This window comes from Actinokineospora xionganensis (assembly GCF_014323725.1).
Lineage (GTDB): Bacteria > Actinomycetota > Actinomycetes > Mycobacteriales > Pseudonocardiaceae > Actinokineospora > Actinokineospora xionganensis.
Genome location: NZ_JABVED010000012.1, coordinates 148,855 through 172,392, shown reverse-complemented (window position 1 = coordinate 172,392; position 23,538 = coordinate 148,855). Strand labels below are relative to the sequence as shown.

The following is a 23,538-nucleotide window of genomic DNA, read 5'->3' as shown; positions in this document are numbered from 1 at the left end:
CCTCCGAGCTAAGCCCGCCAACCCCCAAATTGGTACATACCAATCGGGTCATACCGTTAAAGTCCGAAGGGTGAACAGGGACAGCTACGACGTCGTCGTTGTCGGCGGTGGGCACAACGCGCTGGTCGCGGCCGCCTACCTGGCCAAAGCCGGGCGATCGGTGGTGGTGCTCGAACGCCTGGGCCACACCGGGGGCGCCGCGGTGAGCGCGAACCCGTTCCCAGGGGTGCGGCTCTCGCGCTACTCGTACCTGGTGAGCCTGCTGCCGGACCGGATCGTCGAGGACTTGGGTCTGCGGCTGGAGTTGCGTTCTCGCGCGGTGTCCTCGTACACCCCGACCGTCCGCGACGGCCGCGCCATGGGCCTGCTGGTGGAGCGAGACCCGGGGACGGCGACGGCCGAGTCGTTCCGCGCGCTGACCGGCTCCGACGTCGAATTCGGGCGCTGGCGGGAGTTCTACGGCGAACTCGTCCGGCTGGCAGACGTGCTGGCCCCGACCATGCTCGAACCGCTCCGGTCAAGGGCGGCCATGCGGGAACTGGTTGTCGGCGCGGCGGGTGAGCGGGTGTGGCGGCAGGTGTTCGAACGGCCGCTGGGTGAGGCGATCGAGGACACCTTCACCGACGACCTGGTGCGCGGCATCGTCGCCACCGACGCCCTCATCGGCACGCACACGTCGCTCGGTTCACCCGATCTGTTGGCCAACAGGTGTTTCCTCTACCACCTGATCGGCAACTCGACGGGGGAGTGGCGGGTGCCGGTCGGCGGCATGGGCGCGGTCACCGGGGAGTTGCTGCGGGCCGCCCGCGAGGCGGGCGCGGAGATCGTCACGAACGCGGAGGTGACCATGGTCGACGCGGACGGCGAGTCGGCGGAGGTCACGGTCGGGGACCGCGTGGTCGGCGCGGATTATGTCCTGTCCGGGGTGGCGCCCGCTGTGCTCGACCGGCTGCGGGGTCGCCCGGCGTCATCGCCTGTGGGTGCCCAGTTGAAGATCAACCTGCTGTTGGACCGGCTGCCCCGGCTGCGCTCCGGAGTCGACCCGAGGCAGGCGTTCGCGGGCACGTTCCACCTTGATGAGTCCTATGTGGAACTGGAGAGTGCCTACCAGCTCAGCCTTTCCGGGAAGGTCCCGGAGTTCCCGCCGGGCGAGATGTACTGCCACACACTCACCGACCCGTCCATCCTGGCGCCGGAACTCGCCGAGAGCGGGGCCCACACCCTGACGTTGTTCGGCCTGCACCTGCCAACCGCCCTGTTCACCGACGGCGCCTGGTGCGGCGAACTCGTCGACCGCTACGCGGCCGGACTCGACCGGCACCTCGTCGACCCCATCGCCGACTGCGTGGCCCGCGACGCCGACGGCAATCCCCGCCTTGAGGCGCGCACGCCGCTCGATCTCGAGGAGGAACTGCGGATGCCGGGCGGGAACATCTTCCACGGCGACCTGTCGTGGCCGTTCGCCGACGAGGGCGGCTGGGGCGTGGAGACGGACGTGCCGAACCTGTTCGTGTGCGGCAGCGGCGCCCGGCGCGGTGGCGGAGTGAGCGGAATCGGCGGCCACAACGCGGCTATGGCTGTACTTGGGCGTTGAGGCCCGCCAGTAGACGGCATGGGGTGCCGGACGGCCGTGGTCGTCGGCTGGAGCGATGGGTGTCTGTTCGGGTGATTCCGGGCAGGCGTCGTGCGTTGGCGGCCGGGACGCGGTGATGGCAGTGTTGTTCCGATGAGCAAGGCGACGGTTGCGGCACTGGCCTATCTGGCCTTCGTGGCGGCGGTGTGCGCCGTCACCGTGGTGGTCGCGGCGGTGGGGGACTCCGAATCCATGGTCGGTGTCTGGTGCGTCTTCGTGACGGCGCCGGTGTCGTTGTTGGTGGTGCAGGCCGCCAGTGCGATCGGCTACTGGCCGGTGGTGATCATCTCCGCGCTTGCCCAAGCCGTCCTGATCTGGGTTGTGGTGCGCGTCGTGACGAGTCGGTCGGCAGGCGCGTCGAGGTGAGCAGGCACAGTCCGGCCGCGATCAGTGAGCCGAGCAGGGCCAGCGCGGTGTCCGCGTGCGCGTCCCACATGTCGCCCTGTTGGCCGTTGTAGGCCTCGGCCGCCTCCGGGGACAGGGTGATCGCGATGCCCCACTCGAACAGTTCGTACAGCGCGCTTGTCGCCAGTACCGCCGTCACCGCGACCAGGGCGCGGTGCCGGGGGCGCCAGTCGCGCAAGTGCGCGAACACCACCGGTGCCGCGCAGAGGCCGTATGCCAGGTGCACGAGCCGGTCGAAGTGGTTGCGGCTCCAGCCGAACGACTCCGATGGCCGCACCCCCAGCGCCGCGTCCGCCCAGTCGTCGTAGGGGACGAACGAGTAGATCCACCGCGCGGCGATCGTGTGCAGCGTCAGGAAGGCGATGACCAGCACGAACGAGCTGGTCGGGAGCCTGCGGCCGCGCCACAGCAGCAGGGCGAGGCCGACGACCGTCAACGATCCGTGCAGCGCCTGTTCCAGCGGCCACCGCGGTGACCACCACGTCGCGGCGGTGACCAGCGCGAAGATCCCCAAGGCAGCCCACCGTGTTCTCCCCACGCGCGGAGGCTAGCGGTTCTCCGGCATTGCGGTGTGACCGGCGGCGCACCGGGAGCGGGCATTTTCGGGGCTGTGCCGTGGTTGACTCCAACGTCGCAAGGACCACGGGGAGAGGAACCCAACGATGTCGGCACCCAGCAAGCTCACCATGTACTCGACGACCTGGTGCGGGTACTGCCGCAGGCTCAAGACGCTGCTCGCCGCCGACGGCATCGAGTACGTCGAGGTCGACATCGAGGAGACCCCCGGCGCGGCCGACTTCGTGATGCGGGTCAACGGCGGCAACCAGACCGTCCCCACCCTGCACTTCCCGAACGGCGCCGCGCTGACCAACCCGAGCCTGGCGGAGGTCAAGGCGCAGCTGGCGGCGTAGCCCCCTCCAGCCGGATCACGACGGACTTCGACGTCGGCGTATTGGACACCTCGGCGGTGGAGTCCAGCGGCACCAGCGAGTTCGCCTCCGGGAAGTACGCCGCGGCACACCCTCGGGCCGTCGGGTAGGACACCACCCGGAACCGCTCCGCCCGGCGCTCCCGGTCGGGCCACTCGCCCACCAGATCGACCAGCTGACCGTCCTCGAATCCGAGGGCGGTCAGGTCGTCCGGGTTGACCAGGACCACGCGTCGGGCGTCCTTGATGCCGCGGTAGCGGTCGTCGAGACCGTAGATCGTGGTGTTGTACTGGTCGTGGCTGCGCAGCGTCTGCAGCAGCAGCCTGCCTTCGGGCACGAACGGCACGGTCAGCTCGTTCGCGGTGAACGCGGCCTTGCCCGTCTTCGTCCCGCTGAACTCGCGGCTGTCGCGCGGCGAGTGGGGCAGGACGAAGCCGTCGGGCTCGCGCACCTTGGCGTTGTAGGCGTCACAGCCGGGCACGACCCGGGAGATCCGGTCGCGGATCAGGTCGTAGTCGCGCGGGAAGTCCTTCCAGGGCACCGGATGCCCCGGGCCGAACAGCGCGTCGGCGATGCCGCATACGATGTCCACTTCGGACCGCAGCTGCTCGCTCGCGGGCTCCAGCCTGCCCTCGGACCGGTGCACGACCGACATTGAGTCCTCGACGGTGACGAACTGGTCGCCGGATTCCTGGGTGTCGCGCTCGGTGCGACCGCGCGTGGGCAGGATCAGGGCGGTCCGCCCGTGCACGACGTGCGACCGGTTCAGCTTGGTCGACACCTGCACGGTCAGGTCACACGAGCGCAGCGCGGCCTCGGTGACTTCGGTGTCCGGTGTGGCGGCGGCGAAGTTGCCCCCGACGGCGACGAACACCTTCGCCTTGCCATCGCGCATCGCGCGAATCGCGGCGACCGTGTCGTGGCCGTGCGCGCGCGGGACCTCGATGCCGAACTCGGTCTCCAGCGCCGACAGGAACTTCTCCGGCATCTTCTCCCAGATGCCCATCGTCCGGTCACCCTGCACGTTCGAGTGTCCGCGCACCGGGCACAGCCCCGCGCCCGGCTTGCCGATCATCCCGCGCAACAGCACCACGTTCGCGATCTCGCGGATCGTCGGCACCGAATGCTTGTGCTGGGTCAGCCCCATCGCCCAGCACACGATCGTGCGCTTCGAGTCGGCCATCATCCGGGCGACCTTCTCGATCTGCTCGCGCGCCATCCCGGTCGCCGCGGTGACGACGTCCCAGTCGAGTTCGCGGACGCTCTCGGCGTACTCGGCGAATCCAGTCGCGCGGTTGTCGATGAAGTCCTGGTCCACGACCGTGCCCGGGTTCGCGGCCTCCCAGGTGAGCAGCAGGTGTCCGACGGCCTGGAACAGCGCCTGGTCGCCGCCGATGCGGATCTGGCAGAACTCGTCGGCCAGTTCGGTGCCCTTGCCCAGCACCCCGCGCACGTTCTGCGGGTTCTTGAACCGCATCAGCCCGGCCTCGGGCAGCGGATTCACCGCGACGACCTTGGCCCCGGCGCGCTTGGCCTTCTCCAGGGCGGTCAGCATCCGGGGGTGGTTCGTGCCCGGGTTCTGGCCGACGACGATGATCAGGTCAGCCAGTTCGAAGTCGGCCAGCGACACCGAGCCCTTACCGATGCCGGTCGTCTGCGACAGCGCGGCGCCGGACGACTCGTGGCACATGTTCGAGCAGTCCGGCAGGTTGTTCGTGCCGAACGAGCGCACCAGCAGCTGGTAGAGGAACGCGGCCTCGTTGCTGGTGCGGCCGGAGGTGTAGAACACCGCCTCGTCTGGAGTGGACAGCGCGCGGAGGCGCTCGGCGATCAGGGCGAACGCGTCGTCCCAGGAGATCGGCTCGTAGTGTGTGCCGCCCTCCCGCAACACCATCGGGTGAGTCAGTCGGCCCTGCCCGCCGAGCCAGTAGTCGGTGCGCTCGGCCAGGTCCGCCACCGGGTGCTCAGCGAAGAACTCCGGCGCGGCCCGCCGCTTCGTGGCCTCCTCGGCGACCGCCTTCGCGCCGTTCTCGCAGAACTCGGCGGCATGCCGGTGACTGGGCTCCGGCCACGCGCACCCCGGGCAGTCGAACCCTTCGCGCTGGTTGAGCAGGCGCAGCGTCTTGGCCGTGCGGACCACACCCATCTGCTCGACGCTCCGCTTGAGCGACACGGCGACACCGGGGATCCCGGCGGCCCACCGCTTCGGGGTGGTCACGGACAGGTCGGACTCGTCGACGTCTTTGTCGGGGGACTGGCGCACCATGCGCCCATCCTCTGCCCCCTGGGGTACGGATGCCATACGGTCGGTGCGTAAGTCACGCGAGGAGGCGACGGATGCCCACTGCCGACGACCTGGCCGCCGCCCTGCGGCAGGCCCGCGAGGCGTTCGAGGCCGCCACCCGCGGTGGTGGCGCCGCTTGCGGGTCCGCGCCCGCCGCCGACGCCTACGCCGGGTTGCGGTCCGCGTTGCTCGCCGAGCTCGACGCCTGCCTCGCGGTCTTGGACGGTGCCCAGTGAGCGGACCGGTGCAGCTCACGTCGCTGGTGCGCAACCTCAACGACCTGGGCGCGATGCTCAACCCGGTCAAGCTGGTGAGCGTCGTGGCGGGCGTGGTCAACGAGATCAAGGAGCCCCCACCCGGCGACCCGGACGCCCTGGAGGCCCTCGCCGCCGCCTACCGGGCGGCAGGCGCATCGCTGACCCCGCTGGGGTCCCAGGTGGCCGCTCTGGGGACTGAACCGCTCCCCGCGACCGGCCGTGTCCTCGACCGGGTGGCGGCAACGCTGACCGCCACCGGCGACACCCTCGCCGACCTCGCCACCTCCGTGCGCGAACACCAGCGCAGGCACACCGAACTCCACCAGGCCCTCGCCGCGGCCGCGCACGACGCCACCCATGTCGGCTCCGTGCCGATGCCGGACCCGGTCGGGATCGCGCAGCTGGTCGGAGTCGTCGGCGACCTGATCAGCGGCTGCGTTGCCGTTTACACCGACGCCCTGACCGCCGCCGACCGCGCCGCGGGCAGGCTCAACGACCTGCGTGGCGCCGCCCGTGCCGCCGCCGCGGTCGAGGGCGGGCTGTCCCCGAGGGACGCGGTCGCACTGGCCGACATCGGGCTGGAGTCGGCCCGGTTCGACCCTGGCCTGTTCGGGCTGAGCCAGCTCGCCCGGTTGGGCGCGGCGAAGTCGGCGGAGGTGGCCGAGCTGCTGGCGTCGGCGTCCGCCGAGGCGGAGCGCGCGTGGCTGTTCAAGGCGGTCGGGGCGGGCCACGGCGTCGAGGTGCTGCGCGGGTTCGCCGAGGCCATCCGCGGCCGGGACGAGACCTGGCTGCGGTCGCACCTGTCGCTGGTCGACCGGGGCGACGAGGCCGCGCAGAGCCGGATGGGCGTCGCCGTGCGCCAGTACGAGGCCACGACCTGCGGCACCACGGTCCTCATCGTGGCCCGCGCGGAACATGACCCGGTGTACGCGCTGGCCCTCACCCGCGACGACTTCCAGCCCGCGTTCGCCGCCGAGCGCGCGGTGGTCCACAAGCAGACGAACGTCGTCTACCCGCGGGCGGTCGGCACCTCACCCAAGGGCGTCGCCGCCTACCTGACCCGACACCTCGGCACCCGGTACGACTGGCGGCTGGTCGACGACACCGACCGCCGCGAGATCTCCCGCACGCTGCGCGAGGTGTTGGCCGCGGTCGACCAGGGCCTGCCGGTGCCGCTGCTGGTCGGCGGGATCGTCCCGCGCCACTACGTCCTGGTCGTCGCGCACGAGCGCGGTGTGCTGCTGGTCTTCGAACCCACCGCGGGCCGCACGGTCGCCGTCCCGGAGCAGGCGTTCCTCGACGGCGATCTCAAGTCCGCCCTCGGTTTCGACCACGTCCAGTCCGCGATCCTCCCGCGAGTCCCCACCTCCCGACCGTGAGTTCCCAGTTCAGGCGGGAGCGAAATGGGAACTCACTGTCGGGAGGTGGGGACTCGCGGGTCAGGTGGGGCAGCCGCTCTCGGCGGGCAGGGGAGCGGTGGGGTCGAAGTAGGTGTCGCGGTCGCGGCGGGGGACCCGGTGGATCTTGTCGCCGTCGCGGAACGCCGGGGCGAGGAAGCCCTTCTTGTACTCCACGCACGAGATGGAATAGCCGTAGCCGCCGACGCCGCCGTACCAGAGGCCCTGGCTGCCCGCGGTCCACCGGCCACCGGTGCGCAGCACGTAGTCGACCTCCGCGCGGACCACGACGACCCGGTCCATCGGGTCGCTCGACTTGGGCCCGTCGAAGGCGTACGCGAAGACATAGTTGGTGTGCACCACCAGCTCACCCGGCCCACCGGCCTCGGCCCACATCCGGCCGTTGACCTTCGGCTCGACCGGCAGCAGCGGGCTGCCCTTCGACACCAGGCTCACCAGGGCCTGGGCCTGCGGCTCGTTGCCGGAGCCGAACAGCGGCGCCAGCTGCTTGCGCGCGTCCGGCGCGAGCAGGGACAGGTAGCGGGACGGGTCGTGCTCGACGAGCAGCCGGGGTTCGAGCCTGCTGGCCACCAGGGCGTCACGGACCAATGCGGTCGCCGAGGCGACCTGCTCCTTGGTGAACTCGCCGATCTGCATCGCGGGCGGCACCAGGATTCCCGCGCCGCCGTCGGCCCAGCCCGAGGCCGGGGTGTGGTCGAACGGTCGGTCGGAGTCGGCGATGAGACGGTCGGAGATGACCGGCGCGGCGGCTGCCGCGGTCGGGTCCTCGGTCTTGGCGAGCACCTTGTCGAACATGCCGACGCGCACCATCAGCATCAGCACGGCGACGATCGCCACGAGCACCATGGAGGTGACGAGCCAGCGCTCCAGCTTGCGCCTGCGGGTTGCCCGCACCATCGCCCGAACGTCGGCCCGAGCCGACGCCCGCACACGGTCGCGCCACTCGGCGTCTCTCAATGCCGCGTGATCGCCGAACTCCCGTTGATCCACCGGCCCCCCAAGGGCGCTCCAGCACCGTTCCCGGTCTGGGTCGACTGACGACTGTCTGTGCTCACCACATCGATGTGTCAACGGGTGGTGTTAGCAACGCGCCCACCAGCCGAACGTGCCTTGCGGTGAACGGCGGTCGAAGCCAGACCAGCGGTCATCGAGGGCAGGACGACTCGGATCCAATAGGCCGATCGGGGTCGAAGAGCGCGTCCGGAAGGCCCACTCCGCCCGTCATGGCGCTGACGCCGCTTGGGTGGCCGCATTCGGCCGGGTAGCCCTGGGTCTCGTTGAGCCAGACACCCCGGTCGGCCATGGGCCTGCCCTCGCCCACGACGGTGAGGTCCATGTCCAGGCGGGCGACCTGGACCTGCGGGCCGTCGTCGGTGTGCAGCGGGTAGACCACCACGAATCGGGTCTTGACCAGCAGCTTCCCGGTTCCGCCCGACTCCGCCCACATCCGGCCCCGAACCTTCGGCGGCACCGGCAGCAGGGTTGTGTCCGGGCCGAGCCGCACCACGAAGCGATCGACCCGCTCGGGGTCGGCCAGGACCGCGCGCAGGCTCTCCTGGTCGCCCGCGGCGAACAGCCGCAGGTAGGGCTCGTAGTCCACGCCCATGATCACCGCGGGTTCCAGCATCGCCGCCGCCACCACATCGCGGGCACGGGCGTAGGCGTCGGCGATCGCCTCGGTCGAGTGGGTGCCGACCGCCTCGACCGGGGGGATCACGATCCCGGCCTCGCCGTCGGCCCAGTCCTGGGCGGGGGTGCCGACGAAGGGTCGCGCGGGGTCGGCGGCCACGGTCTCGCGTGGGGCGCCGTCGCCGAACCAGCCCGCCAGGTTCGTCAGGATGAACATGAAGACCATGGCGCCGGCTAGCACCACCGCGCCGACCGGGACCCTCCGCATGGCGCGGACGCTAGACCGGCCGAAAGGCGTGGCGGTGACGTCGCAGTGCCGTCGAGATGACGTCCGGATGTAGGTACCGCTGATCGGCTCAATGCCCGCTTCGACCGGCCGTTACCGACATTCGTAGACTCTTGAACGTGACTCAGACCCCAGCCATGCAGACCACCGACCTCCCGCAGGCCTGGGAGCCTGCCGCGGTAGAGGCGGAGCTGTACCAGGGCTGGGTAGACGCCGGTTACTTCACCGCCGACGCCTCGAGCGACAAGCCGCCGTTCACGATCGTGCTGCCCCCGCCGAACGTCACCGGCAGCCTGCACATGGGCCACGCGCTCAACCACACGGTCATGGACGCGCTGACCCGCCGCAAGCGGATGCAGGGCTTCGAGGTGCTGTGGCTGCCCGGCATGGACCACGCGGGCATCGCGACGCAGAACGTCGTCGAGCGCCAGCTCGCGGGCGAGGGCCTCTCGCGGCACGACCTGGGCCGGGAGAAGTTCGTCGAGCGCGTGTGGGAGTGGAAGGCCGAGTACGGCGGCAAGATCCTCGACCAGATGCGCCGCCTCGGCGACGGCATCGACTGGACCCGTGAGCGGTTCACCATGGACGAGGGCCTGTCCCGCGCGGTGCAGACGATCTTCAAGAAGCTGTTCGAGGACGGCCTGATCTACCGGGCCGAGCGCATCATCAACTGGTGCCCGCGCTGCCGCACCGCACTGTCGGACATCGAGGTCGACCACTCCGACGACGAGGGCGAGCTGGTCTCGATCCGCTATGGCGAGGGCGACAACGCCATCGTCGTCGCGACCACCCGCGCGGAGACGATGCTCGGCGACACCGCCGTGGCCGTGCACCCCGAGGACGAGCGCTACAAGCACCTCATCGGCACCTACGTCGTGCTGCCGCTGACCGGGCGCGAGATCCCGATCGTCGGCGACGAGCACGTCGACCCGGAGTTCGGGACCGGCGCGGTCAAGGTCACCCCCGCGCACGACCCCAACGACTTCGAGATCGGGCAGCGGCACAGCCTGCCGTCCGTCACGATCATGGACGAGGCCGCGGTCATCACCGCGCACGGCCCGTTCCTGGGCCTCGATCGCTTCGAGGCGCGGCCCGCTGTCGTCGCCGCGCTGCGCGCCGAGGGACGGATCGTCGCTGAGAAGAGGCCGTACCTGCACTCGGTCGGCCACTGCTCGCGCTGCGACACGGTCGTCGAGCCGCGGCTGTCGATGCAGTGGTGGGTCAACGTCCAGCCGCTCGCGCAGGCCGCGGGCGACGCCGTGCGCGACGGCCGCACCGAGGTGCACCCGCCGGAGCTGGCCAAGCGCTACTTCGACTGGGTCGACAACATGCACGACTGGACGATCTCGCGCCAGCTGTGGTGGGGTCACCGCATCCCGGTTTGGTACGGCCCCAACGACAAGGTGGTCTGCGTCGGCCCCGACGAGGAGCCGCCCACCGGTGAGGGCTGGACGCAGGATCCCGACGTCCTCGACACCTGGTTCTCCTCGGCCCTGTGGCCGATCTCCACGCTCGGCTGGCCGGTGCAAACCTCGGATCTGGCGAAGTTCTATCCGACCAGCGTCCTGTCGACCGGCTACGACATCCTCTTCTTCTGGGTCGCCCGGATGATGATGTTCGGTCTGTACGCGATGGACGGCGTGCAGCCGTTCGACCACATCTACCTGCACGGATTGATCCGTGACGCGCAGGGCAAGAAGATGTCCAAGTCGCGCGGCAACGTCATCGACCCGCTCGACTGGCTCGACCGCTTCGGCGCCGACGCCACCCGCTTCACCCTGGCCCGCGGCGCGAACCCCGGCAGCGATATGGCGCTCGCCGAGGAGTGGGCGGGCGGTTCCCGCAACTTCTGCACGAAGCTGTGGAACGCCAGCCGCTTCGCCCTGATGAACGGCGCCACCACGGCGGTCGACGTGCCGGACCGGGCGGAGCTGACCGACGCCGACCGCTGGATCCTCGACGAGGTCGACGCCCTGGTGTCCGAAGTGGACACCCTGTTCGACGACTTCCAGTTCGCCAAGCTCTGCGACGCCCTCTACCACTTCACGTGGGACCTGTACTGCGACTGGTACCTGGAGCTGGCGAAGGTCCAGATCGCCGAGGGCGGCGCCCGCGCGGACGCGACCCGGGCGGTCCTCGGGCACGTGCTCGACAAGGTCCTGCGGCTGCTGCACCCGGTCATCCCGTTCGTCACCGAGGTCCTCTGGAAGTCGTTGACGGGCAAGGAATCCATCGTCATCACCGACTGGCCCACGACCTCCGGCGCCGCTCCGGACCCGGACGCCACCCGCCGGGTCGAGGGCGTGCAGAAGCTGATCACCGAGATCCGCCGCTTCCGCGCCGACCAGGGTCTCAAGCCCGGCCAGAAGGTCCCGGCCCGACTGTCCGGTGTGGACGGTGCGGGTCTGTCGGCGCACGCTGCCGCCGTGACGGCCCTGGCCCGCCTCGAAGCCCCGGGCGAGGCGTTCGAACCGAGCGCGTCCCTCGAGGTCCCGCTGCCGGGCGGCACGGTGACGGTGGAACTGGACCTGTCCGGCACGGTCGACCTGGCCGCGGAACGCAAGCGCCTCACCAAGGACCTGACGGCGGCGGAGAAGGAACTCGCCCAGTGCGAGGCCAAGCTCGGCAACCCCAAGTTCACGGACAAGGCGCCCGCGGACGTGGTGGCGAAGATCCAGGGGCGCCGGGATGTGGCGGCAGCGGAGATCGAGCGCATCACCGCCCGGATCGCCGCCCTGCCCGCGAGCTGACCCCACTGCTACGAACCACCCCACGATCGCCGCCGCGATCGTGGGGTGGTCCTGCGATGCCTCGTCAGCCAGATGCTCGACTTCTTCGGATGACCGGGGAGATCCGTTGATGGATGACCGACGTGCGGCCATGCTCCGCTCCGCCGGTCTTGAGCTCGTCGGCACCGCGGAGTCCGCGGGCGGCCTGCTGCCGGAGCAGGCCTGGCGCCGCGTCATCAACCTGGACGTGGTTCCCGCGGCCGAGATCGACGACGATGACCTGGACCGCGTCGACGCCGAGTGGCGCAGGCTCGCCGATGAGCATGGGCTGGTCTCCGACGACGGGTCGTTCCTCATCAGTCCTCCCGGTCCCGGCGCCCTGCGCTTGCCGTGGGTGCTGGTCCGGTTGACCGCCGCGACCAAGCTGGCCGAGCAGCTCCACGCCAGTCCCGGTCGGCCCGAGTTCGTCACGGCGGCGCTGGACGGGCACGTGGTGCTCGGGGTCACCAGCGAAGAGCATGGCGTGTGGGTGGTCCGGGGCTAGCGGCCCAGCGGGATCTCGAAGTGCACGGTCTGGAACCCGATCGGGTCGCCGTCCCTGTTGTCGTACACCTCCGTCGCCATCGACCGCCAGAACGCCTCCGCTCCGGGCACTCGTGTGTCCGTGTGCAGGTACAGCACCGAATACGTCGGCTCGTTCGCCACGAACTCCGTAGCCACCCGCACCAACTCCCGAGCCAGTCCGCACCGCCGGTGTTCCGGCCGCACGTAGACCCGGAACAGCTGCGCCGTCGCCCCGCCCGCGTAGCGCGCGGCCAGCCACCCCGGGTGCGGCGGGCTGGCGGGCGCGACCGCGCGGACCCCGGTGGTGGCAACGATCTCGTCGTCCTTCGCCGCGACGAAAAGGGCGTGCCGCACCGGTTGCAGGTACGCCGCCTTGAGGTCGACGGCGTCGGCGTGCCATTCGGGGCGGTAGCCGTAGCCGAACTCGCGGTAGAAGGTGTCGAACATGACGCCGCGGGCGCCGTCGAGGTCGGCTTCGCGGGCCTGGCGGATGTCGTAGGGGCTCACTTCTGCGCTTCCTTGATGGTGTGGCCGAGCAGGCCGATGGTCACGGGGTGCCGCGGGTCGCTCAGGACATCGTGGGCGTCGCCGTGTTCGACGACTTTCCCCTTGTCCAGCACGACGATCCGGTCGGCCAGTCGGGACACGACGCCGAGGTCGTGGCTGATCAGGACGACCGTGCAGGGTAAGCCCGCCAGCAGGTCGAGCAGGCCTGCTTGGGTGATGGTGTCCAGCCCGGAGGTGATCTCGTCGCACACCAGCACCTCCGGCCGGGCCAGCAGCGCCCGGACGAGCGCGGCCCGCTGCAGTTCGCCGCCGGACAGGCTCGCCGGTCGCCGTCGGGCGGTCTCCGAGCTGATCCCGACTTTCGCCAACTCCTCCAGCGCGAGAGCGGACGCCTCGGTCGTCGAAGCGCCCCGCAGCCGCACCGAAGTGCGGGCGATCTGGTCCAGCACCGTCCGGTGTTCGTCGAACGAAGCTCGCGCGTCCTGGAAGACGTACTGCACTCGCGTCAGCTGCGTGTGTCTCGGCGACAGGGGAGTGCCATCCAGGAGGATCGATCCGTCCCAAGTGGAATGCAGACCCGCCACGCACCGGGCGAGGGTGGTCTTCCCGCTGCCGGAACGCCCGACCACGCCGAGGCACTGGCCTGCCCCGGCGGCCACGCTCACCTCGTGCAGCACCTCGGCCGACCGGTGCCGGGCACTCAACTCCCGCACGTCGAGCCGAGGCTCCCGGTCCACGGCCGCCGGTGGCACCTGGATCTGGGGCTGGGCCTCGATCAGCGCCCGCGTGTAGTCGTCTCGCGGGGAGTTCAGCACCTCGTCGGTCGGACCCGCGGCGACCACCCGGCCCGCCCGCAGGACCACGATCTCGTCCGCCAGCGCCCGCACCACGTCGAGGTCGTGGGTCAGGATCACCACCGCCACACCCTGCCGCGCGACCTCCGCCAACTCGGCGACGATCTCCCCGCGGGTGATGGCGTCCTGGCCGGTCGTCGGCTCGTCGGCGATGATCACCGCTGGTTCACCCACCAGGACCTGCGCCAACACGACCCGCTGCTGCTGCCCGCCGGAAAGCTGGTGCGGGTACCGGTCGAGCAACTCCTCGGGCACCCGGGCCCGGCGCAACGCGGTGGCGATCGCCGCTTCGTCACCGATCTCGCGGAACACGGCGCCGATGCGCCGGACCGGGTTGAGCGCGGCCGACGGGTGCTGCGGCACGAACCCCGCGTTCCCGCGCACGGTCACGCTTCCACTGACCCGCACCCCGGCCGCGTGCTCGCCCAGCAGCGCCAGCCCGGTCGTCGTCTTCCCGCTGCCCGACTCGCCGACCAGCGCCAGCACCCGGCCGGCCGCCAGCGCGAAACTCACTTCGTCGACCAGAGTCCGGGTGTCCGTCTCGGCGCGCAGACCCTCCACATGCACGACGGTCACGTCCGCGCCTCCTTCCGCAAAGCCTTGTCGAACACCAGGTTCAGCCCGATCGACAGCGCCACGATCAGCAGTGCGGGCACCACGACAGCCAACGGCTGCAGGAACAGGCCCGTTCGGTTCCGGTCGACCATGACCGCCCAGTCCGCCGCGTCCGGCGCCACCCCGATCCCGAGGAAGCTCGCCGACGCCACCAGATAGAGCGCTCCGGTCAGCCGGACCCCGACATCGGCCGCCAGCGTCCGAACCATGGAGCGTCCGATGTAGACGATGGACTTCCGCCACCACGACTCGCCCTGCAGTCGCATGGCCTCCAGGGCGGACCTGCCTGCGATCTCCAGCGCCGCGGCCCGCGAGATCCGTGCGACGTCGGGAAAGTTGATCAGCGTCACGATCCCGACGATCACCGCGATACCTTGCCCGGCGATGGTGGCCAGCAGGATCAGGACCAGCAGCGACGGGATCGCCAGCAGCAGATCCAGCGGCCGCATCAGCAGTTCGTCCACGACCCGCACCCGCGATGTCGCCGCCAGCACGCCCCACGGCACGCCCACGACATACGCGCCCGCCGTGGCCAGCAGCGCCACCAGCACCACCGACTGGCCACCGGACAGCACCTGGTGCCACACGTCGCGCCCGACGAAGTCGGTGCCCAGGAAGTGGTCCGGCATGAACGGCGCGCCCCGGGTCTGCGCCCGCGGCACGAACAGCGGCCCGAGCAGCGCCAACAGGAGCGGGACCGCGATCAGCAGCCCGCCCACCCCGAACCGCCTCATCGGACCCCCACCGCCCGCGGCGAGAGCCGGAACGCGACAAGGTCGGCGATCAGGTTCACCGCGACCGTGGTCACCGCGAACACCACCGCGAGCCCTTGCACCACCGGCAGATCGCGGCTCGCCACCGCGTCCACCAGGGTCGTGCCGAGCCCTGGGATGACGAATACCGCCTCGACCACGATCACCCCGCCGAGCAGCCAGTCCGTGGTCCGCGCGACTTGCTGCACCGCGGGCGCGAGCGCGTTCGGCAGGGCGTGCGCGAAGCGGACCCGGCCGACGCTGAGCCCGAGCCTGCGCGCGTGCCGCACGTAGTCCGACGACAGCGCCTCGATCATGCCCGCGCGTACCAGCCTGCTGATCGAGCAGATCGGCCGGGCAAGCAGCACGACCAGTGGCAGCACCAGCACCTCAGGGTGTCCCAGGAGGTCTCCACCGACTCCCACAGCGGTCGGCGGCAGCCAGGCGAGCTGCACGCCGAACAGCGCGATCAACACGACCGCCAGGGCGAACTCCGGAATCGAGTGCAGCCCGACGCTGATCGAGGTGAGCGCCCGGTCCAGCCTGCTGCCTTCCCGCAGCGCCGCCAGCACCCCGACCATCACCGACAGCGGGACCAGCAGCACCAGGGTCAGCACCGCGAGCACCGCCGTCGGCGCGAGCCCGTCGGCGAGGAACGCCGAGACCGGCCTTCCGGACACGATCGACGTCCCGAAGTCGAGGTGCGCCAACCCCCACAGCCATGCGCCGAACCGTTCCAGCGGCGGCCGGTCGAGCCCCATCGACGTCCGGATCTGCTCGATCCGCTCCGGGTTCGGGTCGTCCCCGGCGAGCGCCACCGCCGCGTCCCCCGGCAGGGCCTGCACCAGGAGGAACACGACGGTGGCGACGGCGACGACCTGGACGACCCCGAAGGCCAGCCGGTTCAGCGCGTAGCGGCCAAGACTCACCCGAGCCACACCTTGTCGAACCGCGCCCAGTCCAGCGTGTTCGCCGGAGCCGTCGCCACGCCGTTCACGTTGCGGGCGGTGCCGACGATCCAGTCCGCGAAGCCCCACATCAGGTAGCCGCCCTCGGCGTGCAGCGAGCGCTGCATCTCCGCGTACACCTCGCCGCGGGCCTTGTCATCCACTGTGGACACGGCCTTCTGGTACAGCGCGTCGAACTCGGGCCGGGTCCACTTGGTGACGTTGGTGCCCGACGTGCTCAGCAGCCGCTGCGCGATGTGCGTCTCGATCGGCATCGCGCCGGACCGGTAGCTCGACATCGAGCCGTTCTTGAGCGTGTCGGCCCAGTAGGTGTCCTTGTTGCCGGTGACGACCTCGATCGTCAGCCCGGAACCCTTGACCTGGTCGGCGAAGATCGTGGCCGCCTCCACCATCCCGGCCGCGGCGGTGGAGGTGTCGAGCTTGATGGTCATACCCTCCGCGCCCGCCTTGCGGATCAGGTGCTTGGCCTTGTCCAGGTCGCGGGTGCGCTGCGGGATGTCACCGGCGTAGTACTGCGAGCCCTTGCCGAACAGGTCGTTGCCGATTTGCCCGCTGCCCGCCAAGGTCGACTCGACCAGCTGCGGGCGGTCGGCCAGCAGGAACATGGCTTCCCGCAGGTCGCGGTTGTCGAACGGGGCCCGGTCGAGCTTCATCGCAAACGCTTGCACCGCGCTGTTGGGGGAGCGGACGATCACCATCCGGTCGCTCGCGCCGTGCGCCCGCGCGGTGGTCGGGGTGAGGTCGTGGGCGTACTCGACCTGGCCGCCGAGCAGCGCGTTCGTCCGCGCCGACTCCTCGTTGGCGATCACGAAATGCAGCTCGTCGAGGTGCGGAGCGCCCTCCCAGTAGTTCGGGTTCTTCTTCAGCACCAGCGACTTGCCCGGCTCGAACGAGACGAAGCTGAACGCCCCCGAGCCGACCGGCTTGGTGAAGTCCTCGGTGCCCTCGGGAACGATGTAGGTGCCGAACGCGGCCAGCGCGTTGGGGAACTCGATGAAGGTCCGCTTGAGCGCGAACTCGACTGTGCGGTCGTCGATCGCTTTGCTGTTGGGCAGGTCGATCAGCGACAGGCTCGACTTCGCCCGGAACGCGCGCTTGGGGTCGAGGATGCGCGCGTAGCTGGCCAGCACGTCCTGCGCGCGCACCGGCTTGCCGTCGTGGAAGACGGCCGGGCGCAGGGTGATTCGCCAGCGGGTCAGGTCGGCGTTGGGTTCCCACCTCTCGGCCAGCCGGGGCTGTGCGGAGACGTCGGCGCCGAGGTCGGCGAGCTTGTCGAACATCGCCTTCGACCGGGCCGCCTCGACGAACAGGTTCGCCAGGTGCGGGTCGAGGACCTCCTTGGCGCCGCCGCCCGCGAACGCGGCGCGCAGCCGTCCGCCCGCTTTCGGCGCGGTCGGCGTCGCCGCCGGTGTCGAACAGCCCACGAGGGTGGCGGCGGAGAGCCCGGCGGTGATTGCGAGGAAGCCGCGGCGGCTGAGTTCGGGGAAGTGGGTCATGGGGGAGATCCCTTTCAGTGGTGCGGGCGCAGGCGCGCCACGACGTGCAGTCGGTCGCCGGACAGCGAGCCCCCGAGCTCGGCGTCCGGCGTCCAGGGTGTTTCCGTGCGGGGGCCGGGTTCGTCGAACAGGGCGAGCACGTCGAATCCGGCGAGGTCGAGCAGGAGGCGGATCTCCTGCGGGAACAGCAGCCGCCACGCGGAGCGCTGGACCAGCGGCTCGGCGCGGCCGGTCCAGGTCCAGTCGCGGCGGCGGCGCAGGAGTTGGGCGGCATGGTCGATCCAGAGGGTGGTGCGCGAGGTGTAGTCGACGCCTTGCCACGTCACGGTTCGGGTGCGGACGCCGTCGAGGAGTTCGGTGTTGCCCAGGAAGAAGGCGCCGTTGCGCATCTCGGCGATCAGCAGGCCGCCTGGGGTCAGGTGTTCGCGGCAGCGGGTGAGGAACGCGCTGAGGTCGGCGTTGGTGTGGCAGTAGAGGAACGCGCTGTCCAGGCAGGTGATGACGTCGAAGGCGCGGCCCAGCGCGAAGGAGCGCATGTCGCCGACGGCGAAGGCGACTTGCTCGTGGTGGTGGCGCGCGTGCTCGATCATCGCCGTGGAGCTGTCGAGTCCTGCTGTCTGGTAGCCGTTTCGGGCCAGGTAGCCTGCGTCGCGGCCGGTCCCGCAGCCGATGTCGAGGAGCTTGTCTTTACCGCCGAAGCGGGTGACGAGGTCGTGGACGAATCGGGCGGCGACGTGGTCGGGGTCGGGGAACTGCTGTTCGTAGAGTTCCGGGTTGTCGGTGAGCAGGTTCATCCGACGGGCTCTTTTGTGAGGGCGCCCCGGCGGTGCAGCACCAGGACGGCGCCCGCGCAGACCAGACCGATCGCGACACACACCAGCGACGCGAGGGTGTCGCTCACCTCGCTGGCCCAGCCGATGGCCGCGTTGCCCGCGGCCGCGACGATGCCCGAGGCGAGGTAGAACATGCCGAAGTAGGTGCCCGCCAGGTTTTCCCGGCCGAACGTGGGGATGAGTTCGTAGACGAACGGGTGCGTGATCATCACCCCGAACGCCAACGAGAGCGTCGCGACCAACACCCCGACGACTCCGAGATCGAGCGCCGTGGCCACGAACCCGCTACCCATCAGCGCGAGCCCCAACGCGATCGCCCGCCCCCGGGCCATCTTCGCGCCGAACAGTCGGGTGATTCGGACTTGGAACAGCAGACTGGCCACAGTGGACACCAGGAAGACCGCGGCGACACTGCTCGCACTGCCGGTCGCGCGCTTGGCTTCCATCGGCAGCACCAGGTAGAGCTGGTTCTGCAGCGCGAACATCCCCGTCAACGCGAGGGTGAAGGCGATGAACCGCCGGTTCGCCAGGCACTCCCGCCAGTCGCCGATGACCGTGCCCTCGTGCGCCTCCACCGCCCGCGCGGGCAACACCATCGCCTGGGCGACGGTCAACACGGCGAAGATCGCGGCGGCGACCAGCGCGGAAACCCGGAAGTCACCCCACAGCAGCAGGACGCTGCCCAACACCGGCCCGAGCAGCGCCCCCGCCTGCGCGAACACGTTGAACAGCGCGAACGCGCCGGCCTTGTCCTCAGCCTCGACCGCGATATAGGCACGAACCGCGGGGTTGAACAGCGCCCCGGCAAGTCCACTGAGGATGGATGCTGCGAGCAGGACAGCCAGCGACTCCCCGGCCGCGAACATCCCGAACCCGACCGTCCGAAGGGCACACCCCGCGATGATCACCCGCCGCGGCCCCAACCGATCAGACGCCGAGCCGCCGACGAGGAACATGCCTTGCTGACTCAGCGTGCGAACCCCGAGCACGATGCCGACCATGGCGACGGACATGCCGAGATCGTCGGTGAGGTGGGTGGCCAGGTAGGGGATGAGCAGGTAGAACCCGGTGTTGACGCCGAACTGGTTGACCAGCAACAACCGAACCGACAGCGGAAACTTCCTCACCGCGCGACCACCCCGAGGCCGGGCGCGTCCGTCAGGCGGAGAGTGCCGTCTTCGCCGCCGATGCCCTGCCACGGATCGCTCGCCAGCAACAAATGCCCGTCGAGGTCGATCCAGCGGGCCTGACCGCTGAGGTGCACCGCCGGGGCGATACCAAGCGAACTCGCCACCAGGCAGCCGAGCATGACGTCCATTCCGCCCGCACGCGCAGCGGTGATGATCTCCCGGGCGGCGGCGATGCCGCCGCACTTGGCGAGCTTGATGTTGATCCCCGCCACCGCCCCGGCGAGCGCGCGCACGTCGGCGACCGTCGCGGCGTCCTCGTCGGCGATCACCGGAACGGAGACCCGTGAGCTGATCCACGCCAATGACTCGATCTGCCCCGGCGCGATCGGCTGCTCCACGGCGTCGATTCGGTAGTCGGCCAACCGGTCCATGACCCGCACGGTGTGCTCGGCGCTCCACCCGCCATTCGGGTCGAGAAGCAACCGCGCGTCAGGAGCGACCGCCCGGATCGCGGACAGTACGGCCGAGTCGTGCTCCGAGCCCAGCTTCACCTTGAGCACCTGGAACCCCCGGGCCACCAGTGCCGCCGCTTGCCGCGCGGCTTCCGCCGGTGCCGAGATTCCGATCGTGTAGGCCGTGGGCGTGTCGACCCACTCCGGACCGACCAACCCCCACACCGGTACGCCGAGCCGTTGCCCGATCAGGTCGTGCAAGGCCGCGTCCACCGCCGCCGTCACCCCGGGGGCATCGACCGCGGGCAGCGCCGCCAGGAACTCCGCTGGGTCGGAGAAGTCAGCCGCCTGGAACTCCTTGAGCAGTGCGACGATCCGCGAAGCGTCGAGCCCGTAGTACACGCTGGTCACGACCTCGCCATGCCCCACGAGCCCATCGCACGTGACGGCCACCCGCACCGCGTCGCGGCGGGCCATGGTCGAGCGCGAGATGCGCAGGGGAGTGGTCAGCTCCAAGCCGTAGACGGTCCAGTCGAGCTTCACGCGGGCACCGCCAACCGGGCACTGGGCACGGTCACCGATTGGCACCGCGCCCAGCCCGTCACCTCGACCGACTCCGCGTGCCCGATCTCGACCGGACGGTCCGCCGCCTGGCCGAACAGGCCGCGGTCGCGGCAGAAGCCGTCGTCGAAGATCGTGCCCAGGTACCGGTGCGGCCCGTCCGGGAACACCGTGGCCACCACCGCACCGGCCTCGACCCGGGCCACCCACGCCGACACCAGCGCGACCGCGCCCGTGCTCCACCCACCGGTCACAAAGCAGTCCCGCGCGAGCCTGCGGCAGGCGTCGACCACTTCCACCGGCCCCACCCAGTGCACCTCGTCGAACTGGTCGTAGGCGACGTTGCGCGGGTAGATGCTGCTGCCCAGGCCGCGCATGACCCGGGCGCGCGCGGGCTGGCCGAAGATCGTCGAGCCGATCGTGTCCACTCCGACCAGCCGCACGTGCGGCCAATGCGTGCGCAGGGTCTCGATGATCCCGGCGCTGTGCCCGCCCGTGCCGACGCTGCACACCAGCACGTCGACCCGGTCGAGTTGCTCGACCAGCTCCCGCGCGAGCGTCGCGTACCCGGCCGGGTTGTCCGGGTTGTTGTACTGGTCCGGCCAGAACGCCCCCGGCAGCTCCCGGCGCACCGCGCGCAGCCGGTCGAGCCGGGCCCGCTGCCACCCGCCGGTCTCATGTGGATGGTCGACGACCTCCAGCCGCGCGCCGTGGGCGTGCAGCAGCGCCCGCATCGACGGCTCCAGCTCCGCGTCGACCACCAGCACGACAGGGTGGCCTAAAGCCTGGCAGGCGAACGCCAGCCCGACCCCCAGCGTCCCGCTGGTCGACTCGACCACCGCCGCTCCCGGCCGCAGCTCGCCGCGGGCCCGCGCGGCCAGCAGCATCGCCACCGCCGACCGGGCCTTCATCCCGCCCGCGCTCAGACATTCCAGCTTCGCCCAGAAGCCGCCGTGCCCGTGCGGCAGCGGTGTGTCGATATACGCGACCGGCGTCTTGCCTAAGAGGTCCAGCAGGTGCGCGTTCGCGCGGATCACTTCGGCTCCCCGCGGTAGAGGTGGATGGTGCTCGGCCCGCCGTCGAGCCAGAAGAACGGATACGGCTCGGCCGACACCGCCGACACCCCGCCGCCGATGAACCACGGCAGCACCGCGCTGCCGGTCTGCGCGAACAGCACGACCTGCTCCGCGCGCAGCAGTGGTTCGAGGCTGCCGTTGCCGAGCGTCATGCCAGAGGCCAGCACGATGTCGCAGCCGTCCAACGCGCGTTCGGCGTCGGTCACGACCTGCTCGTCCCACTCCGTCCGACCGCCCTTGAGATCGCACGGCACATACGGCAAACCGCGTGCGCGCAAGTGGTGAAGAAGCGAGTTGACGACACCGACGACCAGCACCCGCGAACCGGGACGCGCGTCGATCAGCTCGACGACGGCCGCCGCCCGGGCCATCGACTTGTCCAGCGAACTGCCCGCCGGGATCGCGACCTGCCGGGCACCGGAGGTTTCATGCGGGTGGGCGTGCATCAGATAGGCGTCGAGCGCGGCGATCCGGATCGCCGAATCGGGATGGTCGAGCAACTCGGCCACGCTCGCGCCGACGCAGTCGTAGATGTCGTCATCGGCGAGTGTGCCCGGCTCGACCGCGCACGACCCGACGGCCTGCCCGATCCGGAGGCTGACCACGCTGTTGCGGTACGACTGGTCTCGCGAGGCGTGCCGCACGCCCTGCTGGGTGCTGAACCCGACGCTGATCCGCTCACCGGCCGGGTCGGGGCCGAGTTTGCCCGCGCGGACGTGCTCGACCAGGTCGGCGAGGGTGGAGAACGCGGTCACGCGACGTCCTCCGCGTAGCGCACGTCCAACCCGTCCACGATCTTGTCGGCGGTGGCGCGCGCGCCCGGGCCGTCGTGGTCGACGACCATCACGTGCCCGAGGTATGTGTTGTTGCTGGTCGGCTCGCCTGCGCGGTGGCCGGGGCCCTTGAGCTTGCACTCGACGACCCCGGGCGCGTCCACCTCGCCGACGATCTCCGCGACGACACCGGTCCGCGGTGGCAGCAGGAACGAGATCGCCGCGCTGCGCACCCCGGTCTCCGCGCGCGTCAGGTCCGGCCGCTGTCCTACCGCGAGCTGCGCGTACACGGCGGGCAGGTCGATGCCGGTGACCCGGCGCACCAACTCGGTGATCTGGTTGCCCGCCGGACGCGGGTTGACCTCGATGAGCTTGGGCCCGGCCGAGGTCAGCTTGATCTCGGTGTGCGCGACGGTGTCGTCCAGCCCGAGCGCCTCGATCGCCGCGACAGCGACCGCCACCGCCCCGGCGCCGTCGAGGTCGGCGGGGAACATGTGCCCGCTCTCGACGAACCACGGCTCCCCGGCGACGCTCTTGTCCGTCACGCCGACGACGTGGGTGACGCCGCCCACGGTCACCGTCTCCACGCTCACCTCGGGCCCGTCGAGCAGCTCTTCGAGCAGCACGGTCGGCAGCCGGGGCTGGTCGCGCGCGTTGACCGGGAACGCCTCCAGCGCGGCGAACGCCTCACGCAGCTCGGCCTCACCCGCGACCTTGCGCACGAACATCCCGCCGCACAGGTCCACCGGCTTCACCACGAGCGGGTAGCCGACCGACCGCGCCGCGTCAGCGGTCCGCGGCCAGCCCGTGGCCAGGGCGAACCTCGGGCCGGGCACGCCCGCCGCGCCCAGCGTGGTCCGCGTCTGGTCCTTGCGGTTGGCGCGCTCGATGGCCGCCGGCGTCGGCCCGGGCAGCCCGAGGTGGGCGGCGACCTTGGCGACCGTCGCGAGGTAGTAGTCGCACGACGAGATGACGCCGTCGAACCGGAGCACGGCGTGCATTTGCTCCACATAGGACAGCAGAGCCGGGAGGTCGTTGGTCTCGGCGGTCAGCACGTTCTCCGCCGCCAGCAAGGGATGTGTGCCCTCGGTGGGCGCGGAGCGCAGGTAGTGGTGCAGGTCCCGGGTGAGGAAGGTGAAGCGGTGACCGGACTCGCGGATGGCCCGGGGGAGCAGCGTGCTCATCGCCCCGACCCAGCTCTCGATCATCAACAGATGCCCCACGCCACACTCCCTCGCCCCGCCGTCCGCAAACAAGGGAATGGTAATCATTTTCAGTAACTTGTCACTCCGGCAGGTAGGTGACGTGGGACACGTGGACGGTGACCGGGAGTGGCCGTTACGGGCGCGCGTAGACTCGCCAGGTCAAATGTCGGCAACCTCCGAGG

22 protein-coding genes are annotated in these 23,538 nt (G+C 70.6%); 7 read left to right on the top strand and 15 right to left on the bottom strand.

Annotation, left to right across the window (positions count from 1 at the left end):
- Positions 1-70: 70 nt before the first annotated feature.
- Complete coding sequence (locus tag GPZ80_RS21475) at positions 71-1,594, top strand: phytoene desaturase family protein (protein ID WP_187222769.1); 1,524 nt, start codon at positions 71-73, stop codon at positions 1,592-1,594.
- A 132-nt stretch (positions 1,595-1,726) separates the two neighbouring features.
- Positions 1,727-1,999 (top strand): SCO4225 family membrane protein, encoded by a 273-nt coding sequence (locus tag GPZ80_RS21470; protein WP_187222767.1) that lies wholly within the window; start codon positions 1,727-1,729, stop codon positions 1,997-1,999.
- On the opposite strand, the gene GPZ80_RS21465 is transcribed toward GPZ80_RS21470, so the two are convergent.
- Positions 1,917-2,576 (bottom strand): DUF2238 domain-containing protein, encoded by a 660-nt coding sequence (locus tag GPZ80_RS21465; RefSeq protein WP_187222765.1) that lies wholly within the window; start codon positions 2,574-2,576, stop codon positions 1,917-1,919. The two genes, GPZ80_RS21470 and GPZ80_RS21465, sit on opposite strands and share 83 nt — an antisense overlap.
- A 124-nt stretch (positions 2,577-2,700) precedes the next feature.
- On the opposite strand from GPZ80_RS21465, the gene GPZ80_RS21460 reads away from it, so the two are divergent.
- A complete protein-coding gene (locus GPZ80_RS21460) occupies positions 2,701-2,949 on the top strand; it encodes a mycoredoxin (RefSeq protein WP_187222763.1) in 249 nt (82 codons plus the stop codon).
- Here GPZ80_RS21460 and GPZ80_RS21455 read toward each other — a convergent pair.
- Entirely contained in the window at positions 2,927-5,233 is a 2,307-nt protein-coding gene (locus GPZ80_RS21455; protein ID WP_187222761.1) for an FdhF/YdeP family oxidoreductase, read from the bottom strand. The genes GPZ80_RS21460 and GPZ80_RS21455 overlap by 23 nt on opposite strands.
- A 71-nt stretch (positions 5,234-5,304) precedes the next feature.
- Between GPZ80_RS21455 and GPZ80_RS21450 the strand changes: the two genes are divergently transcribed.
- Together GPZ80_RS21450 and GPZ80_RS21445 are read left to right on the top strand one after the other, a co-directional pair.
- On the top strand, positions 5,305-5,487 hold the full coding sequence (locus GPZ80_RS21450; RefSeq protein WP_187222760.1) for a hypothetical protein: 183 nt from the start codon (positions 5,305-5,307) through the stop codon (positions 5,485-5,487).
- On the top strand, positions 5,484-6,887 hold the full coding sequence (locus GPZ80_RS21445) for a hypothetical protein (RefSeq protein WP_187222758.1): 1,404 nt from the start codon (positions 5,484-5,486) through the stop codon (positions 6,885-6,887). Before GPZ80_RS21450 ends, GPZ80_RS21445 begins: the two co-directional genes overlap by 4 nt.
- Before the next feature lie 60 nt (positions 6,888-6,947).
- Here the strand turns inward: GPZ80_RS21445 and GPZ80_RS21440 are convergent, their stop codons facing one another.
- The gene (locus GPZ80_RS21440; protein ID WP_187222756.1) at positions 6,948-7,823 is read right to left on the bottom strand and encodes a hypothetical protein; all 876 of its coding nucleotides are present in this window, start codon (positions 7,821-7,823) and stop codon (positions 6,948-6,950) included.
- A gap of 247 nt (positions 7,824-8,070) precedes the next feature.
- Positions 8,071-8,823, bottom strand: coding sequence for a hypothetical protein (locus GPZ80_RS21435; protein ID WP_187222754.1), 753 nt, complete (start codon positions 8,821-8,823; stop codon positions 8,071-8,073).
- A 155-nt stretch (positions 8,824-8,978) separates the two neighbouring features.
- Between GPZ80_RS21435 and GPZ80_RS21430 the strand changes: the two genes are divergently transcribed.
- Both GPZ80_RS21430 and GPZ80_RS21425 read left to right on the top strand, forming a co-directional pair.
- Positions 8,979-11,591 carry a valine--tRNA ligase gene (locus GPZ80_RS21430; protein ID WP_187222855.1) on the top strand — a complete coding sequence of 871 codons (2,613 nt, stop codon included), beginning with the start codon at positions 8,979-8,981 and terminating at the stop codon, positions 11,589-11,591.
- A 109-nt stretch (positions 11,592-11,700) separates the two neighbouring features.
- Entirely contained in the window at positions 11,701-12,114 is a 414-nt protein-coding gene (locus GPZ80_RS21425) for a hypothetical protein (RefSeq protein ID WP_187222752.1), read from the top strand.
- Here GPZ80_RS21425 and GPZ80_RS21420 read toward each other — a convergent pair.
- From GPZ80_RS21420 to GPZ80_RS21370, 11 genes are read right to left on the bottom strand one after another with little or no spacing between them, the layout of a single operon-like run.
- Positions 12,111-12,641 carry a GNAT family N-acetyltransferase gene (locus GPZ80_RS21420; protein ID WP_312880484.1) on the bottom strand — a complete coding sequence of 177 codons (531 nt, stop codon included), beginning with the start codon at positions 12,639-12,641 and terminating at the stop codon, positions 12,111-12,113. The two genes, GPZ80_RS21425 and GPZ80_RS21420, sit on opposite strands and share 4 nt — an antisense overlap.
- Positions 12,638-14,071, bottom strand: a complete 1,434-nt coding sequence (locus tag GPZ80_RS21415; protein WP_187222751.1) for an ABC transporter ATP-binding protein — start codon at positions 14,069-14,071, stop codon at positions 12,638-12,640. The genes GPZ80_RS21420 and GPZ80_RS21415 overlap by 4 nt, the downstream gene beginning before the upstream one ends.
- A complete protein-coding gene (locus GPZ80_RS21410; RefSeq protein WP_187222749.1) occupies positions 14,068-14,844 on the bottom strand; it encodes an ABC transporter permease in 777 nt (258 codons plus the stop codon). Before GPZ80_RS21410 ends, GPZ80_RS21415 begins: the two co-directional genes overlap by 4 nt.
- Positions 14,841-15,791 (bottom strand): ABC transporter permease, encoded by a 951-nt coding sequence (locus tag GPZ80_RS21405; RefSeq protein ID WP_187222747.1) that lies wholly within the window; start codon positions 15,789-15,791, stop codon positions 14,841-14,843. The genes GPZ80_RS21410 and GPZ80_RS21405 overlap by 4 nt, the downstream gene beginning before the upstream one ends.
- A complete protein-coding gene (locus tag GPZ80_RS21400; RefSeq protein ID WP_187222745.1) occupies positions 15,788-17,326 on the bottom strand; it encodes an ABC transporter substrate-binding protein in 1,539 nt (512 codons plus the stop codon). Before GPZ80_RS21400 ends, GPZ80_RS21405 begins: the two co-directional genes overlap by 4 nt.
- A gap of 14 nt (positions 17,327-17,340) precedes the next feature.
- Entirely contained in the window at positions 17,341-18,120 is a 780-nt protein-coding gene (locus GPZ80_RS21395) for a class I SAM-dependent methyltransferase (RefSeq protein ID WP_187222744.1), read from the bottom strand.
- Positions 18,117-19,286: an MFS transporter gene (locus GPZ80_RS21390; protein WP_187222742.1), complete on the bottom strand. Its 1,170-nt coding sequence runs from the start codon at positions 19,284-19,286 to the stop codon at positions 18,117-18,119. Before GPZ80_RS21390 ends, GPZ80_RS21395 begins: the two co-directional genes overlap by 4 nt.
- The gene (locus GPZ80_RS21385) at positions 19,283-20,284 is read right to left on the bottom strand and encodes a dipeptide epimerase (RefSeq protein ID WP_312880482.1); all 1,002 of its coding nucleotides are present in this window, start codon (positions 20,282-20,284) and stop codon (positions 19,283-19,285) included. The genes GPZ80_RS21390 and GPZ80_RS21385 overlap by 4 nt, the downstream gene beginning before the upstream one ends.
- Entirely contained in the window at positions 20,281-21,339 is a 1,059-nt protein-coding gene (locus GPZ80_RS21380) for a PLP-dependent cysteine synthase family protein (protein ID WP_312880481.1), read from the bottom strand. Before GPZ80_RS21380 ends, GPZ80_RS21385 begins: the two co-directional genes overlap by 4 nt.
- Complete coding sequence (locus tag GPZ80_RS21375; protein ID WP_187222740.1) at positions 21,336-22,133, bottom strand: Rossmann-like domain-containing protein; 798 nt, start codon at positions 22,131-22,133, stop codon at positions 21,336-21,338. The genes GPZ80_RS21380 and GPZ80_RS21375 overlap by 4 nt, the downstream gene beginning before the upstream one ends.
- Positions 22,130-23,374: an ATP-grasp domain-containing protein gene (locus GPZ80_RS21370; protein WP_187222738.1), complete on the bottom strand. Its 1,245-nt coding sequence runs from the start codon at positions 23,372-23,374 to the stop codon at positions 22,130-22,132. The genes GPZ80_RS21375 and GPZ80_RS21370 overlap by 4 nt, the downstream gene beginning before the upstream one ends.
- Positions 23,375-23,538 lie beyond the last annotated feature (164 nt).

Excerpts from the sequence above, each read along its gene's own strand:
- GPZ80_RS21470 (WP_187222767.1), top strand. The coding sequence starts at position 1,727 with ATGAGCAAGGCGACGGTTGCGGCACTGGCCTATCTGGCCTTCGTGGCG.
- GPZ80_RS21430 (WP_187222855.1), top strand. The coding sequence starts at position 8,979 with ATGCAGACCACCGACCTCCCGCAGGCCTGGGAGCCTGCCGCGGTAGAG.
- GPZ80_RS21425 (WP_187222752.1), top strand. The coding sequence starts at position 11,701 with ATGGATGACCGACGTGCGGCCATGCTCCGCTCCGCCGGTCTTGAGCTC.
- GPZ80_RS21440 (WP_187222756.1), bottom strand. The coding sequence starts at position 7,823 with ATGGTGCGGGCAACCCGCAGGCGCAAGCTGGAGCGCTGGCTCGTCACC.
- GPZ80_RS21450 (WP_187222760.1), top strand. The coding sequence starts at position 5,305 with ATGCCCACTGCCGACGACCTGGCCGCCGCCCTGCGGCAGGCCCGCGAG.
- GPZ80_RS21435 (WP_187222754.1), bottom strand. The coding sequence starts at position 8,823 with ATGCGGAGGGTCCCGGTCGGCGCGGTGGTGCTAGCCGGCGCCATGGTC.
- GPZ80_RS21460 (WP_187222763.1), top strand. The coding sequence starts at position 2,701 with ATGTCGGCACCCAGCAAGCTCACCATGTACTCGACGACCTGGTGCGGG.
- GPZ80_RS21455 (WP_187222761.1), bottom strand. The coding sequence starts at position 5,233 with ATGGTGCGCCAGTCCCCCGACAAAGACGTCGACGAGTCCGACCTGTCC.
- GPZ80_RS21410 (WP_187222749.1), bottom strand. The coding sequence starts at position 14,844 with ATGAGGCGGTTCGGGGTGGGCGGGCTGCTGATCGCGGTCCCGCTCCTG.
- GPZ80_RS21400 (WP_187222745.1), bottom strand. The coding sequence starts at position 17,326 with ATGACCCACTTCCCCGAACTCAGCCGCCGCGGCTTCCTCGCAATCACC.
- GPZ80_RS21395 (WP_187222744.1), bottom strand. The coding sequence starts at position 18,120 with ATGAACCTGCTCACCGACAACCCGGAACTCTACGAACAGCAGTTCCCC.